This is a genomic window from Intrasporangium sp. (assembly GCF_036566125.1).
Taxonomy (GTDB): Bacteria; Actinomycetota; Actinomycetes; order Actinomycetales; family Dermatophilaceae; genus Intrasporangium.
The window spans coordinates 1-12,086 of sequence record NZ_DATCWX010000216.1 but is presented as its reverse complement, the minus strand read 5'-3'; the positions used below and the strand labels follow the sequence as shown (position 1 = coordinate 12,086).

At 67.3% G+C, this 12,086-nt stretch carries 11 protein-coding genes; 6 read left to right on the top strand and 5 right to left on the bottom strand.

What is annotated here, in order from left to right; all coding sequences use genetic code 11:
* The first annotated feature begins 773 nt into the window (after window positions 1-773).
* A complete protein-coding gene (locus VIR15_RS13210) occupies window positions 774-1,127 on the top strand; it encodes a hypothetical protein (protein ID WP_331928344.1) in 354 nt (117 codons plus the stop codon).
* Between the two features lie 1,389 nt (window positions 1,128-2,516).
* Window positions 2,517-2,765 (top strand): hypothetical protein, encoded by a 249-nt coding sequence (locus VIR15_RS13205; protein ID WP_331928342.1) that lies wholly within the window; start codon window positions 2,517-2,519, stop codon window positions 2,763-2,765.
* A gap of 306 nt (window positions 2,766-3,071) precedes the next feature.
* Here the strand turns inward: VIR15_RS13205 and VIR15_RS13200 are convergent, their stop codons facing one another.
* Window positions 3,072-3,425 (bottom strand): lipopolysaccharide assembly protein LapA domain-containing protein, encoded by a 354-nt coding sequence (locus tag VIR15_RS13200; protein WP_331928340.1) that lies wholly within the window; start codon window positions 3,423-3,425, stop codon window positions 3,072-3,074.
* Between the two features lie 642 nt (window positions 3,426-4,067).
* Between VIR15_RS13200 and VIR15_RS13195 the strand changes: the two genes are divergently transcribed.
* Window positions 4,068-4,490, top strand: a complete 423-nt coding sequence (locus VIR15_RS13195; protein WP_331928338.1) for an SPFH domain-containing protein — start codon at window positions 4,068-4,070, stop codon at window positions 4,488-4,490.
* A 214-nt stretch (window positions 4,491-4,704) separates the two neighbouring features.
* Here VIR15_RS13195 and VIR15_RS13190 read toward each other — a convergent pair whose 3' ends face one another.
* The 4 genes from VIR15_RS13190 to VIR15_RS13175 form a co-directional block, all read right to left on the bottom strand.
* On the bottom strand, window positions 4,705-5,100 hold the full coding sequence (locus tag VIR15_RS13190; RefSeq protein WP_331928336.1) for a phosphomannose isomerase type II C-terminal cupin domain: 396 nt from the start codon (window positions 5,098-5,100) through the stop codon (window positions 4,705-4,707).
* Window positions 5,101-5,193: 93 nt separating this feature from the next.
* A complete protein-coding gene (locus VIR15_RS13185; protein WP_331928334.1) occupies window positions 5,194-6,669 on the bottom strand; it encodes a glycoside hydrolase family 130 protein in 1,476 nt (491 codons plus the stop codon).
* Window positions 6,666-7,742 (bottom strand): glycosyltransferase, encoded by a 1,077-nt coding sequence (locus VIR15_RS13180; protein WP_331928332.1) that lies wholly within the window; start codon window positions 7,740-7,742, stop codon window positions 6,666-6,668. Before VIR15_RS13180 ends, VIR15_RS13185 begins: the two co-directional genes overlap by 4 nt.
* The gene (locus tag VIR15_RS13175) at window positions 7,739-8,956 is read right to left on the bottom strand and encodes a glycosyltransferase (protein ID WP_331928330.1); all 1,218 of its coding nucleotides are present in this window, start codon (window positions 8,954-8,956) and stop codon (window positions 7,739-7,741) included. Before VIR15_RS13175 ends, VIR15_RS13180 begins: the two co-directional genes overlap by 4 nt.
* A 263-nt stretch (window positions 8,957-9,219) precedes the next feature.
* On the opposite strand from VIR15_RS13175, the gene VIR15_RS13170 reads away from it, so the two are divergent.
* From VIR15_RS13170 to VIR15_RS13160, 3 genes are all read left to right on the top strand, one after another.
* The gene (locus VIR15_RS13170) at window positions 9,220-10,248 is read left to right on the top strand and encodes a glycosyltransferase family 4 protein (protein WP_331928328.1); all 1,029 of its coding nucleotides are present in this window, start codon (window positions 9,220-9,222) and stop codon (window positions 10,246-10,248) included.
* Between the two features lie 586 nt (window positions 10,249-10,834).
* Window positions 10,835-11,020: a hypothetical protein gene (locus VIR15_RS13165; RefSeq protein WP_331928326.1), complete on the top strand. Its 186-nt coding sequence runs from the start codon at window positions 10,835-10,837 to the stop codon at window positions 11,018-11,020.
* 794 nt (window positions 11,021-11,814) lie between these two features.
* On the top strand, window positions 11,815-12,086 hold a 272-nt coding region (locus VIR15_RS13160), incomplete at its 3' end, for an ATP-binding protein (RefSeq protein ID WP_331928324.1).

The window sequence follows — 12,086 nt, the reverse complement described above, 5'->3', positions numbered from 1 at the left end:
CCGCCGCTGCCGATTTGGGAGACCTCGTGGGCGACGGTGCGGTCGTGTGGCCGCTATCCACAGTCATTTCGAGAGCCTTCGACAACCCGCATGTGAACCGACGCCCTCTCCGCGACGGCACTGACATTTTGAAGCAGGAAGGGCCCGCGATTAGGCCGAGTCAGAAGGGTCGGTGTCGACGCAGCAGGCATCGCGGAGGAGACGCCAGCATCGAGGGCCTTGGTGATCGCGACGTGCCGCAGCGCGTGCGGACTGATGAGCGGTGAGATCCCGGCCGCCTCGCGTTCCGCACGACCATGCGGTAGGCGTGACGTCGGTCGGACGGCATCTCGGCCCTCGGGGCCCTGGGCAATCCCGGCGAAATGACTCGCCGCGACCCTTGCGCACCAGCGGCGGCTGATCATGATTGGCTGCTCTTGTGGCAACGCAGCTTCCAGGGCTAACACCGATGAAGATGTCGACGGACTCGCCTGCCTACCTGGCGCAACGGTATCTGGCTAGCGCCTATGACTCCGTCGCCAGCCTCATCGAGGAAACCTACCCAGCCCTGCGCGCGCAGCGTGACGGGAGCCGCGGCCGGCTCACTCATGCCGAGCAGGATCTGTTCCGTGCCGCTGTGGTTTTCGCTGGCGCGGGCGTAGACGCCGTGTTAAAGCAAGCCTTGCATGCCTGCGTCCCCGATTAGAGCTGTGACATCGCCTGGCGCAAGAGACAAGTACCTGGAGTTCGTCTCGAAGCACTTGCAGAGCGGCCTCGAGGTGAACTCTCGTCGCTTGGCCGAGTTGCTGATTCACGATGATCCCCGGGCGGCCCTGATGGACGCCTATGTCTTGAGCCTCACGGGATCGAGCCTCCAGTCCCAAAGCCAAGTGACGGCTAGTCTCGCGGCGCTTGGGCTGCAGGATGAGCGTGACTTGTTCAGAGACTCTCGCGACCTTAACCCGCTGTTCCGCACGCGAAACGAGATCGCGCACGAGATGGATATGACTCCAGCGGCGCTCAGAGACAAGAACCGCCGCACGCGACGGGAGCGCTCCATGTCCTCTTACATCGAGATGTGCCATGACGGTCTGGACTACTGCCAGCGCGTTCTTAACGCCCTTGATGTAGCTCTGAACGTCACATGAGCGCATTGGCTGCAGGGACGCCCTATCTGGGCGGTGTGACGCTAGACCCGTCTGGGCGAAAGGACTTGTCGGTCACCGAACTGAAGTAGCACCTCAGCTCTCCCGCCTGATCGCTGGGACTGCGATGTCTCCTTCTGGAGGTTGAGGCGAGTTGAGTCGATCGACCGTGAGTAGCGAAAGGAGCTGCTGTGGCACATTTGTGGCACACATTCACAGCAATAGCCCGCCCGCAGTGTCAACGAATCGGTAGGAACCACGCACGAATTCGGGGATGGCAGCCAGCGTGAGCGGGTACTGATCGCCCTTTTAATCCGCCGGTCGTCGGTTCGAGCCCGACGGGGCCCACCACACGTTTATGCAGGTCAGAGGCTATTTTCGCCCGAACAAGAAGGTCGGCGAGACCCCGAAACGAACCGCAGATGATGTGCCACAAATGTGCCACACGAAATGTGCCACACGAGCTTGGAACGCAAACGCAGGTCGGGCCGGGCTCAGCTGAGCAGCAGAACCCCGCTCAGACAGCCTAGCGACAGCTATTGCCCGCGGATTCCTCGTGCGCAAGGACGCAGACCGAACGCTTTTCTTGGCCGATGAGGCTATTGCTCGGTGGGGTCCACCCGGTGGACCAGCTCGTCGAGGGCGCTGACCCCGCTCTTGTCGAGGGTGTCCGTGGCTAGATGGGTCTCCTGGGCGTCACAACGAGAGGGGATGACGGTGTTCAAGGAGCGGGTCCGGGAGCTGCGTCCGGCGTAGCTGCCGCCGGACCCGACCTCACGTACGGTGTACGTGGCGGGTGAGCTGGCCCAGTTCGAGTTCACGTTAGGGCGCCCGACGCCGGGGGGTCAGTTTCAGCCGCCGTCGACATTGACAGGTGTCGCGGGCGTTCCGCAGGCAGTCTTGCTTGGAGAGCGGCCTTGATTTCCGCTTCACCCAGAGCAGGTGTGCGACCGAGAAGTCGCGGTCCTGGCAAAGCGAAGACTCCATGGCGGCGACGATGGCCTCGCCTCCGCGTAGTGGGGTTCGAGGTTGCATCCTTCGTGCTCACGGGCCGCTGGTGATCACGGCCGTGTCAGTGTCGGCGGGTCTCGTACAGGAGCACCATGGATGGCGCAGAGAAGCAAGCGGCGACTTGCCATTCGTCGTGGCCACCGCCCGGGCTGGCCTCACGACCGCGCCGGCGCACCTGATGGCCCTTGACACCCCATGAGGTCGCCCTACGTTTCGCCTTCTCCGGCGCTGTGTTTGCTAACCGCGGAGCCCCTGCGCCACCGAAGGTATGGGTGATAATGCCGAAGACCACGCCCATGTCGTCGCCGTCGCGCACGGCGCCTCGAAAAGCTGGCGTGGGGCACGGACACGATCGCGACCTTCATTCGGGAGGAAGAGCCGGTGGCGTACCTCATGCTCTACGGCAGTGGTTGGATGCAGCGGTGGCAGATCCCGGCCGGCCAAGAGAACACGGTTCTGTCGGAGATCGCTCGCATCGGACGAGACGAGACAGGCCGTCTTTCCGTCGTGGACTCCGAGACCGGTGCCACCGTCACCCTCATGGTTGCCTGGGCCGCGATCGCGACGGCAGTGATCGTGGACACTGACGCCACGCCTGGGCACCATGAAGGCACGGGACAGTACGCCTGAGACGCACACGCTTGACTGCCGCCGCAGGGCGGCGTCCTTAGGCTGGCGGCATCCGAAGGTGTGTCACCGGACGCGAGTTTCCGACCCAGTCGTGGCGTTCATGAGCCCTGTACAACCGGACGCCTTCACCCGTTGGGCTGGCTGGTCACGATGGGGAGGCTCGGCCGTACCGGGAAGGTCCTGAAGAACGTGCGGCCCGACCCGGTGCCGCTCCGCTTCTGTGTGCGGGTCGAATCCATTCCGCGCACCTCCATAGCCCCAACATATGGGGCGGCGCCGCGCTGCAAGGGGCATGCAGGGGTGTGGTCAGGCGCCAGTGGTGCCTCGCCTGCGCCGGCGGGCGCCCATGCGCAACTCGGTGACCCGGGCTATACCTGCGATGGCTACCACCACGCCGCCGCCGACGGCGGCAATCAGCACGGCCATCCCCAGCGGGATGGAGCCACTCATACCCAGAAAGTGCACGTCGACCTTCGTTGAATTCTGCAGCATGAAGACGATGAGCAGGATCAGGAGCAGAAGCGCGACACCGGTTGCCGCCCAGACGGCGCGCGCCCGCGTGAACCGTGCGGCGACAACGGCGGGCGGCGAGTCTTCCGCCGTCGACGGCGTGTTGTGTGGTTCCTGCTCGGGTGGCGAGGAGGAAGAGCGAGTCGCCATGATCCCAACCTTCCTGACCTCGCGATGCCCAGACCAGGACATTCTCATCGTGGCGTCTCACAGGGCGTCACCACAAGGCTTCCCACATATCCGTCGCTCGGATGCGGCCAGCCGGTCGATCCGCCGCCGTTGTCGTCCTGATGTCGTGGCGCTCGGCCCTGTCGACGTTTACCGAGTCTTCGGCGTACCTGAGTGGGTCTGAACAGGCAAACGCAGGGCGGCTGAACAGGTGTCGGAGCGGTGGCGCCCACGGGGTGTCCATCCGGCTGATCCTCGTCGGAGAACGTGAGCAATGTCTGAGCCTCCGCCGCGGACCTTGGCCCCTTGCTCAAGTACGTCTTGATGGGAACGTCCAGCAATTTCGGCAACATGACGGGCATCTCCCACCTCCGCGCTCGCGCCGTCCTCGCTCGCGGTGATCGTCGTGGATTCGAAGGCTCATCATGAGCGCGTCCGTCATCGGCCTCTTCCTCCTCGTGCTGGTGCTGCTACTGGCAGCCCTGGCGATCAAGATCGTCAAGCAGTACGAGCTGGGAGGGCTCTTCCGGCTCGGTCGAGTCATCGGCACTCGGTCGCCCGGACTCCGGTTGATCATCCCCCTTCGTCGACGTCCTGCACCGCGTCTCGCTGCGTATCGTCACGATGCCCATCCAGTCCCAGGGAAACATCACCCGCGACAACGTCAGCGTCGACGTCTCGGCCGTGGCGTACTTCCGGGTGGTCGACGCGGTCAACTCGGTCATCGCGATCGAGAACGTGAATGCCGCGACCAACCAGGTCGCCCAGACGACCCTGCGCGAGGTCGTCGGGCAGCATACCCTCGACGAGATCCTCGCCGAGACGGACCGGATCAACCTCGACATCCGCCAGATCCTCGACGGCAGCACCCTGGACTGGGGCGTCGAGGTGACCCTCGTCGAGCTGAAGGACGTCCAGCTTCCCGACACCATGAAGCGGGCGATGGCTCGTCAGGCGGAGGCGGAGCGGGAGAAGCGGCCAAGATCATCAACGCCGAAGGCGAGTCCCTCGCAGCGGCGGCGCTGGGCGATGCGTCGGACACGATGATGGCCCACCCTCTCGCCCTCCAGCTGCGCAACCTGCAGCCTCGTCGAGATCGGCGTGGACATGAACACGACGGTCGTCGTGCCTTGACCAGCCCGCACTGCACGACCTGACCTGAGGGCAGCGCGTCGGGGCGATGAGCTGCCGGCCCGGACGACCGGGACGGCAGCTTGGGGTCGGGTGGAGCAGGCGCCCGGAATGTCAGCCTTCGACGAGATCACGCGCCTGTCGTCCGGTCGTAGTCGTCGGCAAGCCGCTCGATGTCCTCCTCGTCGAAATGACCGAAGGCGACTTCCAGGACCCGGACGGCCGTCGAGGCGGAGTTCCCGAGACGGTGGGTCGAGCCCCGGGGGATCCAGGCACGGCCCCCCGCGGGGACACTGTTCGACTCACCGTCCACCTCGACGTCGGCGGGCCCGTCGATGACCTGCCAGAGCTCGTCGCGCTGGGTATGGCGTTGCAGCGAGAGCCGCTGGAGTGGGGCGACGGTGATGATCTTCACGGTCACCGTCTGATTGTGGACGAACTGCTCGAAACTGCCCCAGGGGCGTTCCGAGCCGGTGATCAGCTCGAGCGGGAGTCGGGCGCGGTTTGGTGTCAGGGAAAGCTTCATAGTGACTCCGATGGTCGGTGCACTCTGCGCATCTGCATGGAGTGATGCGTTTCGATCTCCGCCCGGTGCCCAGCGCTCGGGCTTGGGACGGTGTCAGGGCCGCTCGAGCAGCCGGGCCAGCAACCACTCGAGGTCGATGAAGGCGAACCGGATCGACGAGTCGGCGCACCCATAGGGCAGGACGAGATCCTCGCCGTGGATCAGGCCGCCGCACGAGTAGAGGACGTTGGGCACATAGCCGTCGCGCTCCCCCGGGTCTGTGGTCATGAGAGGCTCGGACAGCACGCCGCGCACGATCGTCGGGTCATCGAGGTCGAGCAGCATGGCTCCGAGGGCATACGTGCGCATCGGCCCGACGCCGTGGGTGATGACAAGCCACCCTTGGGGCGTCTCGAGCGGCGACGAGCACGGACCGAGCTGGATGAGGTCCCAGGGCCGGCTCGGGCGCAGCACCGTGACCGGCCGTTCCCACCGCAGCAGGTCCAGCGAGCTGGCGATGCTGATGGACTCGCGGTCCCAGCGCGAGAGGCTCCAGAAGCGGCCGCCGATCCGTCTCGGGAAGAGCGCCATGCCCTTGTTCTTCGCGGCTGGCCCGAGCTGTGGTCGCATCGAGAAGGTCTTGAAGTCAGTGGTGCACAGCAGGTGCGGTGCGACGCCGGACCCGTCGTATGCCGTGTACGTGGCGTAGTAGCGGATGCTTCCGTCGTCGTCGACGAACCGCACGAGGCGAGCGTCCTCGATGCCGTGACTCTCTGCCCCCACGCTGGGGAAGATGACCCGCTCCGACAGGTCGCTCGTGGTAGGGAACGTCAGCTCGTAGCTGCTGGCGGCCATCCGGCGCACACGCTCGAGAAGGCCGTCGTGACCACGCCGTGGGCTGTCTTGTTCGCTCGACGCGAGGACGTCGTCGAGCTCCTGGGCACTGAACTGCTCGGGCAGGCGCCCCAGGACGCCTTGGGCCGTGACGGCGTCGCCCGCCTCGTCGAGCGCCTCGCGCAGGAACTCGGTCGGCATGCGGCTCTGCGTCATCCGGCCGGTCGTGAGCCGCGTCCGTGCCGCGTCGAGTCGCACGACGTCATTCCCTGCCAGCACTCCGGTACGGAGCTCCAGGCTGGAGACGTGTCCCTCACCGACGGCCCGAGCCGTCATGACGAAGCGAAGCTCGCCGGGCGCCAGGCCGCTCTGGTCCGGATGCGCGGCGATGGAGGGGTTGAACAGGGCCGCGGCCTCGATGGCGTACTCATGAGTGAGGTAGGCGCCGATGAGGTCGGCCCGGTCCGACGAGATTCCTGCGACCGACGGGATCCGGTGCGCGACGATCTGGTAGTGCTCCTTGAACGAGCCCCGGAGGTCGGCGTGCCTTCCGGCGTGCGCGGAGAGAGTGGCCGCCAGGGTGGTCTCGACGTCTGTCTCGCTCATCGAGACGAGCCGCTCGACGACCGAGTCGGCGCGTGAGATCCCCTTGCTCGGCAGCTCGTGGCCCGGGAGGAAAGGCCGCGCGATGACGCGCCGCGCGTCCGCCCGGAGGATGACCGGGCTGCGTCGCACGAGGTCCGGGTGATCGTTCACGGTGCGTGGACGAGGGCAGGTCCCGTGGTGCCGACGGCCCGAAGCCGGCGCGCCTGCTGGAGGGTGGAGAGCGCCGCAAGCGTGGACTCGGCGCCCTGGTTCTCGTTGCGGCCGCGGACCTCAAGCCCGTCGTAGCCGCCGCCGCTCACCGGGTCGACCATCGCGATGCCGACGTCGTTGGCCCCCTCGAACCAAGCGGCGCACTGCAGCGCGGCGTCGGCCCACCGGGGGTATCCCGTGAAGTCATGGGCCCGGGCGCAGGCGTCCGCCAGCGCGGCCAGCTCGATGGGCTGCTGGTCGAAGCCGGGCCGCGGCTCGCCGATCGACCACCCGCCCACGGGTGTGACCGAGAGGTGCTCCCCTGCCGTCTCGACCTCGAGGAGCCACTCGAGCATGCGGAGTCCGCTTTCGACCCAACGCGGCTCGCCGAGCAGGTCCCCCGCGGCGAGCAGCATCTCAGGCAGGACAGCGTTGGCGTAGCGCAGCCGGTCCTCCGGCCAGTACCAGTCGGGGGCAGCCCAAGTGGCCCAGGTCGGGCCTGCCGCCAGCGGGTCGATGAGCGAGGCCGCGTCCGCGAGCAGGGCTCGGGCCGTTCCGTGGTCGGTGTGGACCGTGAGCACCTCCGCCGCCCCCAGCGCGGCGAAGGCCATCGCACGCGTCCACGGCGAGCGTCTCCCGGCGCTGGCCTCGAACAGGGTCAGGGCCTCGGACGCGAGTTGCGGCGAGGGTGAGCGTGCAGCGGCAGTGCCAAGCCCCCACAGGGCGCGACCCCAGCAGTCCTCCACTCCGGCCGCCTCCTGCCAGACCAGGTTGGCACCCAGCCGGTTCCGGATGCCGCCATCGAGGTCCTGGGCGCTCGCGAGAAAACGTAGGTAGGTCGCCGCCAGCGTGGCCGTGGCCTCGTCGGGCACGGGCTCTCGCGTCGTGACGACCAAGCCACGAGCCACGTCGTCGACGCAGTAGCCGTGGTCCAGGCGTCGCTCGGTGAGCTCCGCATGCTCGAAGAGACCCGTCGAGTCACTGAGGCTGTGGAGATGGCGGAAGCAGACCCCTGGGCTGCTCTTGCCGTTCACGCGCTGACCCGCACCGTCTCCGAGTCGAGGGCCGAGGACGCGAGGTCGCGATACTGCTGGGCCACCGTGCTCCACAGCAGCGCGGGGCTGAGCCGGTCGGCCTCGGCAGCGAGGGTGCCCGCGAGTCCGGGCTCGGTGAGCACTCTGCGCAGGGCAGCGGCGATCGCGCCAGGGCTCTGGCGCTCGACGAGAAGCCCGGCTCCGCTCGAGAGCAGCTCGACGGCGTGCGGGAAGCCGGTGGAGATGACGGGTTTGCCGGCCGTCACCGCCTCGACGAGAACGCCGGAAGTGACCTGCTCACGTGAGTCGTAGGGCAGCAGAATGACGTCGGCCTCCTGGACGAGGCGCCCCAGTTCGCGCGTGTCGAGATAGCGGTCGTCGAAGGTCACGACGTCGTCGACGCCGAACTGGCGGGCTCTCGCCTCGAGGCCACGTCGGTACGCGTCCCCGTCCCGTTCGAGCACCCTCGGATGCGTCTGGCCGACGATGTGGTACCTCGGAGCGGGATGGATGTCCCGCAGCTCGGCCATGGCCGAGATGCCCCACTCGATCCCCTTGCCCTCGCCCAGCAGGCCCCAGGTGAGGACAGTCGGTCCGTCGCCCGAAGCCCGTGGGGCAGTCTGGCCGCCCCAGAGTCGCGCAGTCGCCTGGCCTCCGACCCGTGCGTCGACTGCTCCATGGGGGATGACCCTCACCTTGTCGCTGTCCACGAGGTATCGGTGGACCAAGCGTTCCTTCGCGGTCAGGGTCATGGTCACCACGGTGTCCGACAACAGGATGAGCTCGTCGAGGATCGCCTTCTGGCGCATCGTGGGTGTCACCAGGACCGTGTGCAGGACCGTGATGACTGGCCGGGTCACGGCCCGCACCACATCGAGCACGTCGCGGCCGTCAGGGCCGCCGAAGATGCCGTACTCGTGCTGGACGACGACGACGTCGAAGCCGTTGAGCCGCGCGGCAGCCGACTCGGCGCCGCCGTGCTGCCCACGGACCCACTCGTGTCGCACCTCCGCCGGCCGGGAGGCGCTGGCGACGTCGACCACGTCCACGACACCTATCAGGTCGCCCGGTGACCGGAGGCTCTGGACGAGCGCGAAACTGAACGTGGCGAGGCCGCACTGGGTCGGTGGGTAGGTGCTGAGAACTCCGTATGACGTCGACACGTGGGTGCCTTCCCGCTCCAACGGCGACAGTCTGACGCCGAAGACGGCCATTACGGAAGCCGGGAGTGCGCGCAATGTGCGCCGCGGCTACCCCTCCTGTGAGAGCACGGGAGCGGTTCGATCACGACGTCTTCGTCACTGACAGGGCCTCGTCCAACCGAGGCACACCGATGGTCCGAGGGTAACACCCGAGCGCGTGAGCGCCCGGACGCGAGCCGGGCCGTCCCCCGCGGTTCGACATCGGCGTAGGCTCACGGGTACCGACGTGGGTGCCCACTCAGCAGCTCGCCGTCGCAATCCACAGAGGGATACCCGTGAAAATCGGTGTCATCGCCTCCATCGCCCATCGGCTCCCACCCCGGAGCTACGGGCCCTGGGAGCAGATCGCGTCCACACTGACCGAGGGCTTCGTCGCACGGGGTCACGAGGTGACCCTGTTCGCGTCCGCGGACTCCGACACGGCAGCCCGACTTCACGGCACTGCGCCGACCGGCTATGAAGAAGACTCGAACGTCGACGCCAAGGTGTGGGAGGGCCTTCACAACGCAGCCGTGTTCGAGCGGGCAAGCGAGTTCGACGTGATCGCAAACCATTTCGACTTCATGCCGCTCACCTACAGTCGTCTGGTGTCGACGCCCGTGGTGACAACGATCCACGGATTCTCGTCACCGGAGATCGTGTCGGTGTATCGCTCGTACGACGACGTCGCCCACTACGTGGCGATCAGCGAGGCCAATCGACACCCGGCCCTGCACTACACGGCCACCGTCCATCACGGCATCGACCTCGACCGGTTCAGCTTCGTCCCAGTCCCCGACGACTACCTGCTGTTCCTCGGACGGATCCACCCCGACAAGGGCACACACCTTGCCGTGGAGGTTGCCCAGCGGTCGGGGCTGCCGCTCGTGATCGCAGGCATCGTCCAGGACGAGGCGTACTTCCGCGACGTCGTGGCTCCGCACGTCGATGGAGCTGGGGTGTCCTATGTGGGACCCGTGGGTCCAGTGGAGCGAGATGCGCTTCTCGGCCGCGCGCGCGCCCTGCTCCATCTGATCAGCTTCGCCGAGCCCTTCGGCCTCTCCGTCGTGGAGGCGCTCGCCACTGGAACGCCGGTCATCGCGACACGTCTCGGGTCGATGCCGGAGATCATCCGGGACGGCGTCACGGGCTGGCTCGTGGCCGACCCCGACCAGGCGGTTTCCGCCGTCTCGCGGCTCCATCTTGTCGATCGCGCCGACTGCCGCGCCGACGCCGTCAGTAGATTCGGCTCTGCACGGATGATCGACGCGCACCTCACCGTCTTCGAGCGGGTTCTCGAGCAAGGGCACGAGGACCACGGCTGACGGCGCGAGCACGGTCGTCACGGCAAGAGGACGCCTTCACGGCATACGCCGTGCCCCTGGATCCTTGGAGCCGGCCCGCTCCTCGTCGAGCCGGGTGACCCGACCCCGGTGGTCACGAGGGTGAGCGAGCCCGCCGTCCCGACGTCCGCCCCTGCCGTGTACACGCGCAGGGTCAGGCCGGGCGCAGACACGTCGAGCGCCTCGCGTGGAGGTCGAGCTGGTGGTCCGGCTGGTCCTCGCCGCCTCCTACGGCGAAGTTCCGGCCGATGCAGGACATCGCCGGCCCCGAGAGAGTGCGGCGCACTCGGGGTCGATCAACAAACGAGACCTCCGTCTACCGGATCGAATTCCTGTCGTTTGCCATCCGCGGCGTGAACGGAAACACCGAGGGCCCGACAAGCGGCTACTTGACGATCTGCATACAGGCGCACGAGGGGATCGCCGCGCGAAGACCCGGAGGTATCCCGATCCTGCGCGGCGTCTGCTGGCCCCTGATCATGCTCGGCCAGGTTTCGGAGCGCGGGCCGCCGTCGGAGGAGCACAATGGAGGGGACGTGCGGCCCTGCCCGCGCTGCGGAGGCGAAAGATGTCAGCGAACTCCGGCCCCGACCCGACCGGTCCCCTTCCCGACTGGGCCCTGGCGCAGGCTATGGATGGCCTGAATGACGAGAACAGCGGCGGCCGCGAGGAGCGGGCGAGGCAGCTCGTGCAGGACCTGCAGGACGAGCAACATGACGAGTATGACGACCCTGACGAGGGTGGCGAAGCGTGATCCGACGTAGTTGCCTCCTGCGCGGGTCCGCTACCGGTGGGTGTGATCGCTGATTGCTTGGATTCCAGCGAACGACGAACGGCCCCCACACTCTACCGCCGAAGCCCGGCCAGTCCCTCGCTGGTCCTGCCCCTCCATTCCTCCTCCGGCGAGCGTCGAGGGTGCTGTGGTGAAATATCGCATCACCGGCAGCGCGTCGGACCGCGATCGATCCGAGATCACGCTATGCCCGCAGATCCGCCCCGTGCTCAGGCGTGCACGAGTAGGTCCTTGGCGGTCGTAGCGGAGGATCTGCGGGCCGCAAATGAGGTGGTGCGCGAGCTTCGGCGTGGCCCGATCCTGCGCGAGCGCCTCTTGGCGGCCCACCAATGCCTGCTCACGGCAAGGGAGTTGTATACGGCCGAGCTGATCGCCCGAGGGCTGCCGGTGCCTCCAAAGCTGCATGGCGCCCTGCGTTTGCAGCGACCTATCGCTGGCGGAGGTGACCGCGCAAGGTAGCACCGTCTTTCCCGGGCCACCGGCGCGGCACAGCGCGGATTTCGAACAGCCCGCGAGCGGGCATCACCCAACAAACTCCACCCTGCGCCGTGGCGCGGATCTCGCGGCTGTGGCATTCAGCGGACGGGGCAAGGGCCCGGTTCGACTCCGTCGCGCCGTGAGAAGGCCACCGACACCCCGCTGGAAGGCAAAGCGGGCGTTTACCGTGACCCACGGGAGGGAGGAGAGTGGACACTCTGGCCGCGCATCAGCGACGTCTCGCTGTGGGGCGGTCCCGTCCAAACATTGGCGGACCGATGAGCGGTCTTGCTCCGTGGGGCCACCAGGCGCTCTGGTTGTGTACGGCCCGGCACGTCGGCGACGCGCGCCGGTTCGTCAGGTACCACCTGGAGGGCCTCGGCCTCGCCGCGGTCGCCTCAGACGTCTCTTTGGCCGTGAGTGAACTTGCGACCAACGCGGTGGTGCACGCGGGGACCCCGTTCACCGTCACTCTCGTGGGCATGCGTGGACAGGTCACCATTGCCGTCGGCGATCTGTCGCCCGTGCAGCTGCCGGCGGGATGGCCCGC

What these genes read in the sequence shown, in the direction of transcription:
- VIR15_RS13200 (WP_331928340.1), bottom strand. Translation starts at nt 3,425, where the DNA reads ATGGCGACTCGCTCTTCCTCCTCGCCACCCGAGCAGGAACCACACAAC.
- VIR15_RS13175 (WP_331928330.1), bottom strand. Translation starts at nt 8,956, where the DNA reads ATGGCCGTCTTCGGCGTCAGACTGTCGCCGTTGGAGCGGGAAGGCACC.
- VIR15_RS13165 (WP_331928326.1), top strand. Translation starts at nt 10,835, where the DNA reads ATGTCAGCGAACTCCGGCCCCGACCCGACCGGTCCCCTTCCCGACTGG.
- VIR15_RS13195 (WP_331928338.1), top strand. Translation starts at nt 4,068, where the DNA reads ATGCCCATCCAGTCCCAGGGAAACATCACCCGCGACAACGTCAGCGTC.
- VIR15_RS13190 (WP_331928336.1), bottom strand. Translation starts at nt 5,100, where the DNA reads ATGAAGCTTTCCCTGACACCAAACCGCGCCCGACTCCCGCTCGAGCTG.